At 65.7% G+C, this 15,553-nt stretch carries 11 protein-coding genes and 1 pseudogene; 6 read left to right on the plus strand and 6 right to left on the minus strand.

Going from position 1 to position 15,553, the window contains the following annotated elements; all coding sequences use genetic code 11:
* Positions 1-166 precede the first annotated feature (166 nt).
* Positions 167-2,707: a GAF domain-containing hybrid sensor histidine kinase/response regulator gene (locus BSZ14_RS07830; RefSeq protein ID WP_076710497.1), complete on the plus strand. Its 2,541-nt coding sequence runs from the start codon at positions 167-169 to the stop codon at positions 2,705-2,707.
* Here BSZ14_RS07830 and BSZ14_RS07835 read toward each other — a convergent pair.
* The 3 genes from BSZ14_RS07835 to BSZ14_RS07845 form a co-directional block, all read right to left on the minus strand.
* On the minus strand, positions 2,701-3,294 hold the full coding sequence (locus BSZ14_RS07835) for a DUF2076 domain-containing protein (RefSeq protein WP_076710498.1): 594 nt from the start codon (positions 3,292-3,294) through the stop codon (positions 2,701-2,703). The two genes, BSZ14_RS07830 and BSZ14_RS07835, sit on opposite strands and share 7 nt — an antisense overlap.
* A gap of 109 nt (positions 3,295-3,403) precedes the next feature.
* Positions 3,404-4,915, minus strand: coding sequence for an FAD-dependent oxidoreductase (locus BSZ14_RS07840; RefSeq protein WP_076710499.1), 1,512 nt, complete (start codon positions 4,913-4,915; stop codon positions 3,404-3,406).
* 30 nt (positions 4,916-4,945) lie between these two features.
* Positions 4,946-5,515 (minus strand): Dps family protein, encoded by a 570-nt coding sequence (locus tag BSZ14_RS07845; protein WP_198930473.1) that lies wholly within the window; start codon positions 5,513-5,515, stop codon positions 4,946-4,948.
* 193 nt (positions 5,516-5,708) lie between these two features.
* Here BSZ14_RS07845 and BSZ14_RS07850 point away from each other — a divergent pair, with 193 nt between their 5' ends.
* Both BSZ14_RS07850 and BSZ14_RS07855 read left to right on the plus strand, forming a co-directional pair.
* Entirely contained in the window at positions 5,709-7,064 is a 1,356-nt protein-coding gene (locus BSZ14_RS07850; RefSeq protein ID WP_076710500.1) for an alpha/beta fold hydrolase, read from the plus strand.
* A complete protein-coding gene (locus BSZ14_RS07855) occupies positions 7,061-8,599 on the plus strand; it encodes a GMC family oxidoreductase (protein WP_076710501.1) in 1,539 nt (512 codons plus the stop codon). The genes BSZ14_RS07850 and BSZ14_RS07855 overlap by 4 nt, the downstream gene beginning before the upstream one ends.
* Here BSZ14_RS07855 and BSZ14_RS07860 read toward each other — a convergent pair.
* Complete coding sequence (locus tag BSZ14_RS07860; RefSeq protein ID WP_042489123.1) at positions 8,596-9,477, minus strand: polysaccharide deacetylase family protein; 882 nt, start codon at positions 9,475-9,477, stop codon at positions 8,596-8,598. The two genes, BSZ14_RS07855 and BSZ14_RS07860, sit on opposite strands and share 4 nt — an antisense overlap.
* A 175-nt stretch (positions 9,478-9,652) precedes the next feature.
* Between BSZ14_RS07860 and BSZ14_RS07865 the strand changes: the two are divergent.
* Positions 9,653-10,675 (plus strand): annotated as a pseudogene (locus BSZ14_RS07865) (glycoside hydrolase family 43 protein); the annotation flags it as partial.
* A gap of 36 nt (positions 10,676-10,711) precedes the next feature.
* On the opposite strand, the gene BSZ14_RS07870 reads toward BSZ14_RS07865, so the two are convergent.
* Positions 10,712-11,911: an MFS transporter gene (locus BSZ14_RS07870; protein ID WP_076710503.1), complete on the minus strand. Its 1,200-nt coding sequence runs from the start codon at positions 11,909-11,911 to the stop codon at positions 10,712-10,714.
* A 53-nt stretch (positions 11,912-11,964) separates the two neighbouring features.
* Positions 11,965-14,217: a beta-glucosidase gene (locus tag BSZ14_RS07875; protein WP_076710534.1), complete on the minus strand. Its 2,253-nt coding sequence runs from the start codon at positions 14,215-14,217 to the stop codon at positions 11,965-11,967.
* Between the two features lie 186 nt (positions 14,218-14,403).
* Here BSZ14_RS07875 and BSZ14_RS19290 point away from each other — a divergent pair, with 186 nt between their 5' ends.
* Positions 14,404-14,610 carry a hypothetical protein gene (locus tag BSZ14_RS19290; RefSeq protein WP_139330371.1) on the plus strand — a complete coding sequence of 69 codons (207 nt, stop codon included), beginning with the start codon at positions 14,404-14,406 and terminating at the stop codon, positions 14,608-14,610.
* A gap of 27 nt (positions 14,611-14,637) precedes the next feature.
* Positions 14,638-15,534: a Gfo/Idh/MocA family protein gene (locus BSZ14_RS07885; protein WP_076710505.1), complete on the plus strand. Its 897-nt coding sequence runs from the start codon at positions 14,638-14,640 to the stop codon at positions 15,532-15,534.
* The last annotated feature ends 19 nt before the right edge of the window (positions 15,535-15,553 follow it).

Genomic DNA, 15,553 nt, shown 5'->3' on the forward strand with positions numbered 1-15,553 from the left:
TATGAGGACCAGGACGCGCGGATCTCCATCTTGGCCAATGACCTTGCGTCAAAAGGCCGGATACGTTTTCGCAGACTGATCAGAATAGCTGACACAAACCGCTTGCCGACGGGGCGGGCCATACGTTCTCACCGGCGGTGGCGATTGTGCCTATCGGATCGCTTGCATGGACTGGTACGCCACGGCGCTCGGCCCGGTCGAGCGCTGGCCGATCGCGCTGACGATGACGCTTGCCTTGGTGCTGCGTTCGACCGTTCCGTACCTCCTGCTCTGGGGAGAGGACGGAGTGATGCTGTACAACGACGCTTATGCCGCGTTTGTCGGGGACAGCCATCCGAAATTGCTGGGCAAGACGGTCCATGACGGCTGGCCCGACCATACCGCTTTCAGCGACGTCATCATGACCGCCGGTCTCGGCGGCAAGACACTGCATTTTCCGGACCGGCCAGTGACCCTCTGCCGTGATGGGCAGCAAATGCAGGCCTGGGCCAATTTCGACATTTCGCCCATCGCCGATGCACAGGGCAAGCCGGTCGGCGTCCTTTGCCTGCTGGCCGACACGACGCAGCGGGTGCGGGCGGAACGCCGCGCCGCGTTCCTGCTGACCCTGTCCGATCATATTCGTGCGCTGGAGACTCCGACCGAGATCATGGCACTGGTGGCGGAGCAGCTGGGTGAGGAACTGTCGGCCAGTCGCGTCTTCTATGCCGAGATCACGTCGCAAGGCTGGATGACCGTGGAGCGCGATTATGCGTGCGGCGTATCGTCGATCGTCGGCCGCCATTCGCTGGTCAGTTTCGGACCGGACCTGCTGGCCGCCTATCGTGGCGGCGCGCCGGTGGTCGTCACCAATGTCGGCGCCGACCACCGTCTGAGCGAAGGCGCGCGTTCGGGGCTTCAGGCCCGCGAGGTCGGCGCGTTCGTCGATGTCGTGCTCTTCGAGGAAACCGAATGGGTCGGCCTGCTCGCGGTCCAGAGCGCCACGCCGCGCATCTGGACACCCGAGGAGGAAGCGCTGGTCCAGAATGTCGGCGAACGGGTCAAGGTCGCGGTCGAACGTGCCCGCGCCGAGATGGCGCTGCGCGAACTGAAGGACACGCTGGAGCAGCAGGTCGTCGAGCGCACCGCTGAAATCCGCCGCTATCACGAGATCGTCGAGGCAATCGCCTCGCCCATCTGCGCTTTCGACACGGACTATAGGCTGATCGCCTTCAACAAGGCGCATAATCAGGAATTCCGACGGATCTTCGGTTTCGAAACCAAGATCGGTGACGTCTTGCCAGACCAATTCGTGCCTGATCAGCGTGATGCCATCCGATCGCTGATGACCCGCGCGCTGACCGGCGAGCATTTCACCGTCGCCGAAGCCTTTGGCAATCCGGATTTCGTCAGACCGAACTGGGAAATCACCTATACGCCGCTTCGTGACAGCGCGGGTCGGGTGATTGCAGCCTTTCATCAGGCCACCGACATTTCCGAGCGCCTGATGGCCGCAGCCGAACTGGAAGCGGCGCAGGAGGCTCTGCGGCAAAGCCAGAAGGTGGAGGCGATGGGCAGCCTGACCGGCGGCGTCGCGCACGACTTCAACAACCTGCTGACCCCGATCATCGGCTCACTGGACATGCTGATGCGCAGGGGCTCCGGCACGGCGCGTGAAAAGCGGTTGATCGACGGTGCGCTCCAATCGGCCGAACGCGCCAAGACCCTTGTCCAGCGGCTTCTCGCCTTCGCCCGCCGCCAGCCGCTTCAGCCGACCGCCGTTGATCTGAGCCAGCTGGTCGACAGCATGGCCGACCTGATCGAATCGACGGTAGGCCCGACCATCACGCTGGAGGTTGAGGTCGCCGCCGACCTGCCCCCCGCCAGAGCCGACGCCAACCAGCTTGAGATGGCGCTGCTCAATCTGGCGGTCAATGCGCGTGATGCCATGCCGAACGGCGGCACGCTGTCGGTCAAGGTCCACCGCTACGGGGTCGACAGTCAGCAGATCGTCGACGTTCCGGCGGGTGATTATATCTGCCTGAGCGTGGGCGATACGGGCATGGGCATGGATGAGGCGACCCGCCAGCGCGCGATCGAACCCTTCTTTTCGACCAAGGGCGTCGGCAAGGGTACGGGCCTGGGGCTGTCCATGGTGCATGGCCTGGCAGCCCAGCTTGGCGGCGGCCTGACGATTTCGAGTGCGCTGGGGCGGGGGACGGCGATCACACTGTGGCTGCCGCTCAGCGACGTCAAAACGGCGACGACCGCGCCTGTGGTCCCTGCCCCGGCAAAGGCCGATGGCACCGGAACCGTCCTGCTGGTGGACGACGAGGACCTGGTACGGATGAGCACCGCCGACATGCTGGCCGATCTGGGCTACGGTGTGGTCGAGGCATCGTCCGGCGAACAGGCACTGGAACTGGTGCAAGCCGGGCTGCGCCCCGACCTGCTCGTCACCGATCACCTCATGCCGGGTCTGAGTGGCGCGCAGCTGGCCCGCGACCTGCAGGGCAAGCTGCCCGGGATTCGTTGCATCATCGTATCAGGCTATGCCGAGGCGGAGGGGATGGACATTGAGATGGCGCGGCTGACCAAGCCGTTCCGCAGCGAGGAACTGGCGGCCGGTCTGGCCGCCATCGGAGTGCAGGCTTCCGGCGCTTCTGCCTTCGCAAACCGGGCGGCCCCCGAAGAAGGGGACGCCGCCCGGCCGATCATCGCTCAATAATCGTCGAAATTGTCGAAGGCGGAATTGCCTTCGTCAAAACGGCCTCCATCGTCATCGTTGAACGTGTTGATGGTAATATTCTCGGGTTGGCCCATAAAGCCCTGACCTCCGCCGCCGAACAAGCCGCCAACACCGCCGCCGCGATGGCCCAACATGTCGGACAGGCCGGAAAACAGCATCTCGCCGCCGACCACGCCAGCCGCCGTGGTGCCCGCGCTGCGTAGGAAGCTGCCCAGCCCGCCACCACCGGAGAAGACGCCGGGCCGGGCCTCGGCTGGGGGTGGTGAATAGTTGTCTTCGGTCCGCGAACCCCAGGGACCGCCAGCACCGCCCTGCGGCAGGAAGCTGTTGCTTGCCGGTGCCGGGCGCGCCTGCTGCTCACGTTCCAGCTCGGTGATCCGCTGCTGGGCGGCGTGAAGCGACTGGTCGGCGACGATGGCATGCTGGACCAACAGATAGGCCGCATCCGGATTGGATGACAGCGTACGGGCGATCATGGCATCGGCCTCGGGGTCCTTCATACGCGTGCGCGCAACAGACAATTCATCGAGAAACCGAGTGAGCAGCGTGTGTTCTTCGACGTTCATCGGGGCACTCCAGTCATACGCCCCGAAAGATCGTCCAGTCCGCCGCCAAATCAAGACTGGACGGCGTGGATGACCGATTATTCATCCCGGCGGCATCTTGTCTCCAGCCTCAGGAACGACCTCGCTGCTCCCACTCATATTCCTTTTGCAACGCAAGTTCGTCGCGCCCTGCTGTCAGTACCGCCTGCTCGCGACCGTCTTCAGCAAACGACACGACAAAGTCCTTCGTCGGAACATCGCCATCGATCGTCAGGTCTTCAAGTGACGCGACATGTCCGACATAGCGCAGGCTGAGGTCGTAATGACCCGACCAGAAGAACGGCACCTCCTGATAGCAATCACTCGCCTGCCCCATGAAATGCCGGGCGAGCCACTGGCCCATGCGCTGCGCCACGACCCAATGCTCGACCCGAATGGAATGGCCGAGCCGGGGATCCGGCGCGTTTGCGATATCACCGATTGCGTAAATGGCGGGATCGGACGTCTGCAGTTGCGCATCCACCTTCACGCCGCCGCCATCGGCCTTGGCGGCCAGATCGAGCCCGGCCGCTTCCGCCAGTTCCACCCGTGGTCGCACCCCGATTCCGGCGACGACGATATCACCGGTCACTTCGGAACCGTCGTCGAGCATGGCGACATGGCCGTCCCAGCGCGCGATGCGGCGGTTCAGATGGAACGCGACGCCCTTGGACTCGTGCAGGTTGCGGATCATTGCGCCGACTTCAGGCCCGGCCGTCTTCTCCAGCGGCAGATCGTCCTCGGATATGACCGCGACTTCCAGCCCCCGTGCAATCAGCGAGGCGGCAACCTCCAGGCCGATATAGCTCGACCCGATCACGATGGCGCGCTTCGCCTGCCCTGCCGCAGCGATCAGCCGATCGGCATCGGCCAGTGTTCGCAAGGCGAACACATCCCCGCGATCCGCACCGTAAAAATCGGGAGACACAACCGCCGCGCCCGTTGCCATCACCAGCCGGTCATAGGATATGGTATCGCCATCGGTCAGGACGACCGCTTTGGCCGCGCGGTCGATCCGCGACACCGCCATGCCCGAACGCAGGTCCACGCCCTCCGGCAATGGGAGGCTCGTTTCGTCGCGCTTTGCCTTGCCCGCCAGATACTGTTTCGAGCAGAAGGTGCGATCATAAGGCGCATCACCCTCCTCGCCAATCACCGTCACCGTCGCGCCTGCTCCGTGGCGCGCCAGCATTTCGGCACAGGCGTGCCCCGCGGCGCCAGCGCCGATGATGACGATACGGCCAAGGTCGGTGGTGTCCGCCGCTTTGGGTGCAGGGACCGGATCGGCGGAACCGATTACCCGCAATTGGCCGTCATCCTCGACCACTTCGAACCGCTCCAGCGGTGCGAAGGCGGGCGCCCCCACCGCCTCGCCCGTCTCGATATCGAAACGGGCATGATGCCAGGGGCAGCGAAGCGTGCCGTCCGCGACGATCCCGTCGGCCAGGGGCGCTTTCAGATGCGTACACTGGCCCGCCAGCGCGCAGACCCGCCCCTTATGCCGGACAAGCAGGACATCCTGTCCGTCCAGCATGCCGGCGACGATCCGCCCCTCCTGCACGTCGCTAGAGGCGATGCCCTTCGCCAGATCACGATCCGCCATCGCCTCTTGCCTTTCCGATCTCGCTGGGGGTCAGTCGGCGCGCTGGAGCGCGGTCGCGGCTAGATGCTCACCGATGAACCAGACCTGCGGCTCGTTGGAGCGGATGATGTCGCTGACCAGCAGGTCGTTGGTGCCGTCATCGCCGGACTCGTCGGCGGTCTTTGCGCCCTCATGCGCCTGTTCCAGCACGATCCGATGCGCCTCCAGCAGGCGGGCGAGCATCGTCGGCACATCCTCGCGGCCCCGTGGCGGACGCGGGATACGGGTCATCTCGGCGACGTCATGCGGCGTCGCGATGCTGATACCTCCCAGCGCCTGGATACGCTCGGCCACCATGTCGACCAGCTCGGCCTGTTTCTCGTAATGCGTGTCGAGCAGCAGATGGAGCTGGTAGAAGGTCGCCCCCGACATCTGCCAATGATGCTTCTTGTAGAGATCGCGCAGCATCATCGTGTCGGCCAGAACCTGGTTCAGAATCGATACGCTTTGCTTGCGGGCATTTTCGGACAGACCAAGCGGCAAGTCCTTCAGTGTGCCGAACGGCTGGATTTCGCGATATTCGATTTTGTACTGCGGCTGCGCCTGGTCGGTATCGGCCACGACTTTACTCCGATCATGGATATGGACCGTGGCCAAGCGCTTACGTTGGCGCAGGGTTCCATGAATTTTGCGGCATCGCGCGGGCGACGAGAATTATCGCCTGTGATCCAAATTAATTTCTGTTGGGCGACATTTGTCAGGAACGGACCGTGTCGTGCGGCGTCCAGCATGGGCTTTCAAGGAACCCGGCCGCATGATCCAACCGACCTTCGTCTTTCTCCACGCCTTGGGCTCCAGCCGTCGGGAATGGGAGCCGGTATGCCAGCATATCGGCGATGCGCCCTGCATCGCGCTCGACTTGCCGGGCTTTGGCGAGCGGATCGATGAAGGCTATGCCGATGTCGCCGCGATGGCCGACGATCTGGCCGACACGATCCGCCACCACCGCCTGACCGCCTCTATTCTGGTCGGGCACAGCATGGGCGGCAAGATCGCCACGATCGTCGCGGCCCGCGCGGCGGCGGGGGAGATCGGGCTGGCCGGGGTCGTCGGCGTGGTGCTGGTCGCAGCCTCCCCGCCCTCACCCGAACCAATGGAAGAGGAACGGCGCACGCAGATGATCGGCTGGGTCGATAGCGGATCGATCGGGCAAGAGGATGCCGAGACCTTCGTGAAGGCCAATACCGCGCTGGCGTTGCCACCTGAACGGCATGATCGGGCAGTTGCGGACGTACAAGCTTCGAGCCGAGAGGCTTGGCTCGGCTGGCTGGAGCGCGGAAGCCTGGAGGACTGGAGCGGTCAGGTCGGCCGGATTTCCATACCTGCACTGATCATCGCTGGCTCGGAAGACGGCGATCTGAACGTGGATGCGCAGCGCCAGCTAAACGCCCCGCATTATCGTCACGCCGATATCCGCGTGGTGGATGGTGCCGCCCATATGATCCCTTTTGAACAGCCCGAGGCGCTTGCAAGGTTGCTCGCAGACCACGCCGCATCGCTATCCTCATCAATCCTTCCGGTCGGGTTCGTCGATATCCTGAGTTCCGACCGGGTCAGCCGTCGCACTCGCGCTGCCATGCTGGAACGGACCCGCCCCGTTTCCGACACCGGACTTCCATGGTCGGAGGCCGAGCGGGCGACCGTCGAGACCCTGATCGCGCATATCCTGCCGGAAGACGTCTCCACCCATGATCTCGCGCGGCGGATCGAGGCGGTCATCGTGCAGGGGCCGGGAGACGGCTGGCGCTTTGCCGACTTGCCGCCCGATCCGGAGGCCTGGCGGCAGGGCTTGCTGACGCTCGACACGCTCACTGGCGGATTTACCGCACTGGACCATCAGGCCCGGTCCGAATGGCGCGACCGGATCGCTGCGGGAGGCCAAGACGCCGCCGTGGATACGGGACCGCTGTCGCCGAAGCAAATGGCCCTGTGGTTCCAGGACGTTCGGGCCGAGGTCGTGCGCCAATGGGCGGCGCTGCCCTCGACGATGGCGGCAATCGGTTATGACGGCTTTGCGGTCGGCGGTGATGGCCCGCGCAACCAGGGCTATCGGCGGACCGGCGCGAACGATGTCGAAGCCTGGCAGATGGTAGAGGAGAAGATCGCATGAGCCGCGCCCCCTATGCCACGACCGAGATGGTCGATGCCGTTGTGATCGGCACCGGCGCGGGCGGCGCCCCGCTGACCGCGCGACTGGCCGAAGCCGGGCTGTCGGTCGTCGCGCTCGAGGCAGGTCGGTCCTTCACCCCGAACGAACATGTCGCGGACGAGCTCGCCGCCGATATCTACTGGATGGAAGAGCGACTGAGCGGCGGCAACGATCCGACCGCCTTCGGGTCGAACAATTCCGGCATGGGTGTCGGCGGCTCGACGCTCCACTGGGGGGCCTTTTGCCCGCGCCCCGATCCCCGCGACCTGCAACTGAAGACGATGACCGGCCAAGGTGCGGACTGGCCCGTCCCCCATGCCGAACTGATCGCCTGTGTCGAGCAGGTCGAGCAATTTACCGGTGTTTCCGGTCCCGCCCGTTACCCCTGGGATGACGCCCGCCGCTATGCCTATCCGCCGGTTCCGCGCAACGCCTCTGCTGAGGTGATGGCGCGAGGGTGCGAGGCATTGGGGATCACCGCAACCGATGCTCCCGCCGCCCTCGTCTCGCGCGATCGGGAACAGCCATATTGGGGGCAGCGGCAGGCCTGCGTCAGTTGCGGCACATGCCATCAGGGCTGCCGCAATGCCGCCAAGACCAGCATGGACACCAGCTATCTGCCCAAAGCCGTCGCACATGGCGCCGAAATCCGGTCCCGGGCACGCGTCCTGTCCTTCGAGTTCGACCAGGAGGGTCGGATCGACGGGGTCGTCTATCATCAGGGCGGCGAGGAGCATCGCCAGCGCTGCCGCGCCGTATTCCTGTGCGCGGGCGGGGTGGAGAGCCCGCGCCTGTTGCTGAACCTCGGCCTTGCGAATTCCAGCGGCCAGGTCGGTCGCAACTTCATGGCGCATGTCGCGACCCAGGTCTGGGGGCGCTTCGATGACGAGATGCGGATGAACCGGGGCTATCCCTCCTCGCTGATCAGTGAGGACATGATGCGCCCCGCCGATGCCGATTGCGTCGGCGGCTATCTGATGCAGAGCCTGGGCGTGCTGCCGGTCAACCTCGCCACCGGACTGGCGCGCGGGGCGGGCATGTGGGGGACGCGGCTCCAGTCGATCCTGCGAAACTATAACCGCATGGCGGGGATCGGCATCAATGGCGATTGCCTGCCGCATCCCGACAACCGCCTGACCCTGTCGGACGAAACCGACGCCTTCGGCCATCGCAAGGCGCGGATCGATTTCAGCTATCACGCCAACGAGCGCGCCATTGATCAGCATTCCCGGCGCGTCATGACCGCCATCTGGGAAGCGGCGGGCGCGCAGGACATTTTTGCGGTCGATCGCTCGGCGCACACCATCGGCACGTGCCGGATGGGCGACAATGGCGACGAAGCGGTGGTCGATGCGGACGGGCGCAGCTTCGACATCGCCAATCTGTGGATTTGCGACAACTCGGTCTTCCCGAGTGCGCTGGCCGCCAATCCCGCGCTGACGATCATGGCGCTGTCGCTGCGCACGGCGGATCGCTTCCTGGCGTCGGGGCGCTAGGCGGCGAGCCCGTTCGCCTCGACATGGTCGGCGATCGCTCCGGCGGTCGTCCACCATATCCGGGGATCATCGGCCTCGCGCAGCGCCGTCAGCACGCGGGCGAGAGGCGGCACGCGGTGTGCCTGCCCCATGATATAGGGGTGTAGCGCGATCCCCAGGACAGAGGGGCGGCGATCGGCTTCGGACAGCAATTGCTCGACGGCATCGCGGATCATCGCGGCAAAAGCGTCCGCCTCCTGCTTGCGCTGGATCACGGCGGGCAGGTCGTTGATCTCCTGCGAATAGGGAATGGACAGAAGTTCGCCGTGCTCGGTCGCCAAACGGGTCGGCTGGTCGTCATGCGCCCAGTCCAGGACATAGCGATACCCCGCCGCCTTGAGCAGATCGGGCGTCGCCTCGCTCTCCGAAATCCAGGGGCCTAGCCAGCCGATCGGGCGCGTGCCGAGCGCGGCCAGCTTGTCGCTCACGTCGGCAATCAGGCGGCGTTCCTCATCCTGCCCCAGCTTCCCCTGCGCCTTCGCATTGGTGCCGCCATGCGCAGCGATCTCGTCACCCCGGTCGCGACAGGCCTCGGCCAGTCCCGGACAGCGATCGAGCACATCCGCGTTCAGCAGTGCGGTCGTCTTCAGTTCCAGCCGGTCGAACAACTCGAACAGCCGCCAAGCGCCGACCCGATTGCCATAGTCGCGCCAGGCATAGTTCATTACGTCCGGCTGGTTCTGCGACGGGGCAAGCTCGGCCCCCAGGCCGCCGCCAAAGTCGAACACCTCATGATTGACGCCCAGATAGATGGCGACCCTGCGCCCCTCGGGCCAGTCATAGGCGGGGCGGTCGATGATAGGGCGAAAGGGGTAACGACCCGGATCGGATGAAGACATGGCGCGTCAACGTCGCCCCGCGCCAATGGATGCTCGGAGTCTCCAAATCCGCAGATTTGTAATGTCGGAGTTTTGGGCTAGGGCTGTGGCTTCGATGTGCCCCGTGGCGATTCGAATAACAAGGACCGCTACGATCCCGTCCGGGACGGCGCGGCCGACAGGCGGAGGATGGACCATGCTGACCCGACGTTCCTTCATGGCTGGTGCGACCGCCGCCATGGCCCTGCCCTCTGTCGCACGGGCGGCGGGTACGCCGACCATCGTCAACCCGGTTGTCCGTCAGCGCGCCGATGCGCAGGTCTTCCGCCACACCGACGGCTGGTATTATATGACCGGATCGGTACCCGAATATGACCGGCTGGTCCTGCGCCGCTCGAAGACGCTGGCGGGGCTGGCCACCGCGACTGAAAGGGTCTTATGGCGGCATCTGCCGAGCGGGCCGATGTCGGGCTTCATCTGGGCGCCCGAGATGCATCTGATCGACGGCCGCTGGACCATGTATTTCGCGGCAGGACCGAGCGGCGGCGGTGAAGACGTGTTCCGCATCCGCACCTTCGCGGTGGTGTGCGACGGCCCCGATCCGATGACCGGCAACTGGTCGGTGCTGGGCCAGTTGCAGACCGAATGGGACAGCTTCACTCTCGATTCGACCAGCTTCGTCCACAAGGGCCAGCGTTATCTGGCATGGGCACAGAGCGAGCCGGGCATTGCCACCAATTCCAATCTCTATCTCGCGCCGCTCAAGACCGCGCTGACCCTGGCCGCCAAGCCGGTGCGGCTGTCGGTGCCGACGCTGGACTGGGAGATCCAGGGTTTCAAGGTCAATGAGGCTCCCGCCCTGCTCGCCCGCAACGGCAAGCTGTTCATGACCTATTCGGCCAGCGCGACCGATGCCCGCTACTGCATGGGGATGCTGACCTGCAACGCCGATGCCGAGCTGATGAACGCGGCCAACTGGTCCAAGTCGCCGGTGCCGGTCTTCAAGACCTCCACCGCGCACAAGGTTTACGGACCGGGGCACAACAGCTTCACGGTCGACGAGCGCGGGCGTGATGTGCTGGTTTACCACGCCCGCGACTATCGCGAAATCAAGGGCGATCCGCTGTTCGATCCCAATCGCGATACGCGGATGCAGTATTTCCGATACCGCGCCGATGGCTCACCCGATTTCGGCGAGCCGGTCGCCAATGGGCCGCTCCGCCGGACCTGAGCGAATATTGCTCTGACAATTACCCTATCGCCACGCCTGGACGCCCAAAATGGCCAGGCCGCCAGCCATCGTGACCATGGCAAGCATCACCAGCACGACGTCGAAGTCCTGCGGCGTGGCGAAGGTCCAGGTCAGGCCTGCACCGATGATGGTCGACAGGCTGTTGGTCAGGTTGAACAGGCCCAGATCGCGGCCCCGATGCCGGGGATCGGGCAGAAGCTGGAAGCTGAACCCGACGTGCAAGGCGACGAAGACGGACGATCCGGCAGTATAGAGTATGAACGCCGCCGCTGCGGCAAGACGGCTAGGTGCCCCGGCCATGGCCAGCAGGCCCAGCGCCGCGACCAGCGCCGCCAGCAACAGGATGTCCCGGCGGCGCTCCATCCGATCCGCCAATCGCCCCAGCAGCAGGGCGATCGGCAAGGGCAGGACAAAGGCACAGGTAAAGACCCGCCCGACCCAGCGCGGCAGATCGGCATATTCGGCGGGCGGTACGATGGTCTCGAAATAATAGAGCAGATAGACCTGGGTCACGACCGCCGCGACCTGGACGCACAGCCGCGCGACACCCGCAATGATGAAATCCTGCCTGGACGGTCTCGACGGCGTGGCCGCGATGCCCGCGTCCGACATGGAGCCCCCTGCCCCGACCAGCAGCAACGGCAGGACGCAGAGCATGACCGCCATCACCAAGGCCGCCAGCCGCCCCTGCTCCCCCAGCAGCGTCTCGCCCACCAGCCAGGTGGACAAGGCCGAGGCCACCGGATTGCCGAGCGCGATCAGGCCCCCCGTCAGCCCGCGCTTCGCATCGGGTATTTCCTCCGCCATGATCGCCATCAGCGGGGCGAGGAGCGCGTTGACCGCGAACTGGAAAAACAGGATCGCCGCGACCAGCATCACGGGCGTAGCAGCCATTCCGATCGCGGCATAGCTGGCCGCCACCCCCGCCAGCCCGATCGCCATCAAGCGCCGCCGACCACGCCCCGCCCGCTGCGACCGATCGCTCAGCCAGCCGAACAGGATATTGGCGAGGCTCGCCGTCGCCGCGCCCAGCACCGCGACCAGCGAGAGCAAGGCGATCCGGCCATCCGGGCTGACCGCCTCCACCTTCATCGGCACCAACAGGGTCAGCAGTGGCAGATACGCCGCCACCCCGCCGATATTGGCCAGCGCATAGAGCCCCAGGGGCGGACGCTGGCGTGGATGGGTGCGATCGGGGGCCATCGCCCACCCTTGCCCCCGATCGCACGCCAAGGGCAACGGGCCTTACGGCTTCCTCAAGGCTTCATCGTCTGCGCATCGATCCGGGTGGCGCTGACCATCGCCCGGTCGGTCGCGTCATGCGCCACCGCGACGCGATAGGTACCGCCCCGGATCCGCCAGCCGGGAAGCGCGGTGTCGTAATCCGCCAGCAGACGCGGTTCGGCGATCAGGGTGATGCGGCGCGTCTCACCGGGCTTCAGCGTCACGCGCTGGAACGCCGCCAATCGCATCGTATCACCGCTGCCGTCGCGCGTCACATAGATTTGCGGCACGTCCGACCCGGCGCGCTGGCCGGTATTGACGATATCGACCGTGACACGGACCGTCTTGCCGCCGGTGACGACCGGATTGCGATAGGCGAAACTGGTATAGCTGAGGCCATGGCCGAAGGGGAAAAGCGGCTTCAACCCCTTTTTCTCATACCAGCGATAGCCGACATCGGCGCCCTCGACATAATCGACCGGGAAGCTCCGGAGGGTCGGTGCCGGCGTCGCCGCCGGATTGGCGGCGGCCGCCGCTTCGACCTCGCTCAGCCTGTCGAGCCCGACCGGGCGCGGGCGCGGCGGTTGCGAAGCGTCGGCGGGGAAGGTGATCGGCAAGCGGCCCGAGGGATCGACCTGCCCCGTCAGGATGGCGGCCAGCGCCTCGCCGCCGCGCTGTCCGGGATACCATGCCTGGACCACGGCGGGGACCTTCGTGATCCAGGGCATGAGTACCGGGCCGCCCGTCTCCATCACCGCCACGGTATGCGGCTGCACGGCGGCGATCGCGGCGATCAGCGCGTCCTGCTGGTTCGGCAGGCGCAGGTCGGGCACGTCGTCCGCCTCGGTCGTCCACTGGGTCGCGAAGAAGATGGCCATGTCTGCATTTTTCGCCGCCGCGACCGTCGCGTTCAGGTTGCGTCCGTCCTGCCATTCGATCTCCACGCCCGGCAGCGCCTTGCGCAGCGCGTTGAGCGGCGAAGAGGCATGATAGGTGATCCGCGCGAACGAGGACGATCCGCCATAGGCCAGCGGGATCTCGACCGGCGCGCCGCCGACCGAGCGGACCTGCGACGATCCGCCGCCCGACAGTACGCCGACATCGGCATTGCCGCCGATCACCACGATCCGCTTGGCGGTGCGCGCGATCGGCAGGAGATTGCCGTCGTTCTTCAGGAGGACAATCCCCGCCTCCGCCGCGCGCTGGGCCACCTCGGCATGGGCGGCATAGTCGGGCGTCACCGCCTGGGCGGGCACGGCCGCGTCATAGGCGCCCGTTTCGATCAGTCCCGTCAGATAGCGCGCGACCATGTCGTTCAGCCGTGCCTCGGGCACCTCGCCCTTGGCCACCGCCTCGGCGAGCGGCTCGGCGAAATAAATGGCCTTGTCCAGTTCCTGCCCGGACTCCTGGTCCAATCCGGCATTGGCGGCCTTCACGGTCGAATGCACCGCGCCCCAGTCGCTCATGACCCAGCCATGATAGCCCCAGTCGCGCTTCAGCACGTCGGTCAGCAAGTGGCGGTTCTCGCACGCCCAGTCGCCGTTGATCTTGTTATAGGCGCACATGACCGAGCCGGGCCGCCCCTGCTCGATCGCGATCTGGAAGGCGAGCAGGTCGCTCATCCGCAGCGCCGCCTCGCCGATCCGGGCGTCCAGGATGTTGCGGCCGGTTTCCTGTGCATTGAGCACATAATGCTTGATCGTCGAGACGATGCGGTTCGACTGCACGCCCGCGATATGCGCGCCGCCCAGCGTGCCAGCCAGCAGCGGATCCTCGCCCAGATATTCGAAATTGCGGCCGTTCCACGGATCGCGGGTCAGGTTGACGCCGCCCGCCAGCAGCACGTTGAACCGCTTGTCGCGCGCCTCCGCGCCGATCATCGCGCCACCGGCGCGGGCGATGGCCGGGTCGAAGCTGGCGGCCGTCGCCAGGCCGGAGGGCAGCGCGGTGGCGACGTCGCCGACCCGCTGTTCGACCTGATTGGCTACACCGAGCGAGGCGTCGCTCTCGCGCACCAGCGGGATGCCCAACCGAGGAATACCGTCGATATGTCCGGCCGAGGGGATCAGTTCCTCCTTCGACTTGCCCGCCGCCATGGTCGGGAACAGGCCATGGACCAGCAGGATCTTTTCCTCGCGGGTCATCTTCGCAACGATCCGGTCGGCACGCGCGCGTGCATCGGCGATGCTGGTTCGCGCCGCCTTCGCTGGCATAGGCTGCGGCGTCTGCGCCGACGCCCCGGTGCCCGCTGCGATCAGCGCCATCATCGCCAAGCCGCCCGCCATCTTGCCCTTCGTTACCATTACCCTCTCCCGATCATGCTGTTTTGCCGACCTGTGTTGCATTGCTGGCGGCCTGTCCAGAGAGCGTTCACAATCGTGCAAAATCAATGGCTGACGGCCTTGACGGCCACCGGCTTTGGCAGACTGAACGTTCTCCAGGCTGCGGACAACCTCGCATGGCCCTTGACCATGGGTGTATCCACCGTCGCCTTGTCCCTGCCCGCCGCGGCGCTTCGCCGGTCACCCGCGCATGACCGGGTATGGAACATACCGGGCGACCTGTCGCTGGTCAGGCTCGACGGCACGCCAACCGGCCGGGTCGTCACCCCCGCCCACCTCGCCATCCGCGCCTCTACCGCTCCGCCAAGACAGGACAAGCGTGCCGACATGCGATAGGCGTGGTTTGAAGCACTTGGAGACGACATGCGAATATTGGTCACAGGATTGGGCGACATTGCGCACAAGGCCTATCTGCCGGTCCTGTCGGCCATGCCCGACGTCCAGTTGCACCTCGCGACCCGCAACGCGCAGGTGCTCGATCAGGCCGGACGGCGCTTTCGCGTCGCCGGGCTGCATTCCAGCCTGGACGATGCCCTTCGTACCGAAACTTTCGATGCCGCCTTCGTTCACGCCGCAACCGATGCGCATCCGGCGCTGGTCCGGACGCTGCTCGAACGCCGCATCCCGACCCTGGTCGACAAGCCGTTGGCCAACACCTTCGGGGAGGTAGAGCAGTTGGTCGCGTTGGCGCAGCGGCAGGAGACGTTGATGACCATCGGCTTCAACCGTCGTTTTGCGCCCGCCCATGTCGCGCTGAAAGCCTTGCAGGCCGATCTGATTATCATGGAAAAGCATCGTCACCGACAGCCGGACGCGCCGCGCCGGGTGGTCTTCGACGACTGCATCCATGTCGTCGACACGCTGCTGTTCCTCGCGCCCCGCCCGGTCCTGCGCCGCACGATCGAGACCCATGTCGAGCAGGGCCAAATGCTCTCGGCGACGCTGATGCTGGCGGGCGACGGCTTTACCGCGATCGGGACCATGCACCGCAATAGCGGACTCGACGAAGAGCGGCTGGACGTCATCGGCAACGGCCTTCGCCATTCGGTCCTCAACATGGCCGAGGAGCGGCGCATGGAAGGCGGCGCGTGGCATCGGCGTCGGGGCGACTGGACGACGGTCGGCAAGCAACGCGGGTTCGAGGCGATGTGCGCCGACTTTCTCGCCGCCGCCAAGGAGCGCCGCGCAACTGACGCCGATGCGATCCTGGCCACACACCAAATCTGCGAGGCGATCACTCGTCACGCCGAAGGGGTGTGAGCCTTTGCGAACGCCGCGC

Origin of the sequence: Sphingomonas sp. Sph1(2015) (assembly GCF_001970915.1) — a bacterium.
Classification (GTDB): domain Bacteria; phylum Pseudomonadota; class Alphaproteobacteria; order Sphingomonadales; family Sphingomonadaceae; genus Sphingomonas; species Sphingomonas parapaucimobilis.

Bases quoted from the DNA above. Each gene is read 5' to 3' on its own strand.
- BSZ14_RS07875 (WP_076710534.1), bottom strand. From the start codon at position 14,217: ATGGCGGGCGGCTTGGCGATGATGGCGCTGATCGCAGCGGGCACCGGG.
- BSZ14_RS07850 (WP_076710500.1), top strand. From the start codon at position 5,709: ATGATCCAACCGACCTTCGTCTTTCTCCACGCCTTGGGCTCCAGCCGT.
- BSZ14_RS19290 (WP_139330371.1), top strand. From the start codon at position 14,404: ATGGGTGTATCCACCGTCGCCTTGTCCCTGCCCGCCGCGGCGCTTCGC.
- BSZ14_RS07855 (WP_076710501.1), top strand. From the start codon at position 7,061: ATGAGCCGCGCCCCCTATGCCACGACCGAGATGGTCGATGCCGTTGTG.
- BSZ14_RS07885 (WP_076710505.1), top strand. From the start codon at position 14,638: ATGCGAATATTGGTCACAGGATTGGGCGACATTGCGCACAAGGCCTAT.
- BSZ14_RS07870 (WP_076710503.1), bottom strand. From the start codon at position 11,911: ATGGCCCCCGATCGCACCCATCCACGCCAGCGTCCGCCCCTGGGGCTC.
- BSZ14_RS07840 (WP_076710499.1), bottom strand. From the start codon at position 4,915: ATGGCGGATCGTGATCTGGCGAAGGGCATCGCCTCTAGCGACGTGCAG.
- BSZ14_RS07835 (WP_076710498.1), bottom strand. From the start codon at position 3,294: ATGAACGTCGAAGAACACACGCTGCTCACTCGGTTTCTCGATGAATTG.
- BSZ14_RS07830 (WP_076710497.1), top strand. From the start codon at position 167: ATGGACTGGTACGCCACGGCGCTCGGCCCGGTCGAGCGCTGGCCGATC.
- BSZ14_RS07860 (WP_042489123.1), bottom strand. From the start codon at position 9,477: ATGTCTTCATCCGATCCGGGTCGTTACCCCTTTCGCCCTATCATCGAC.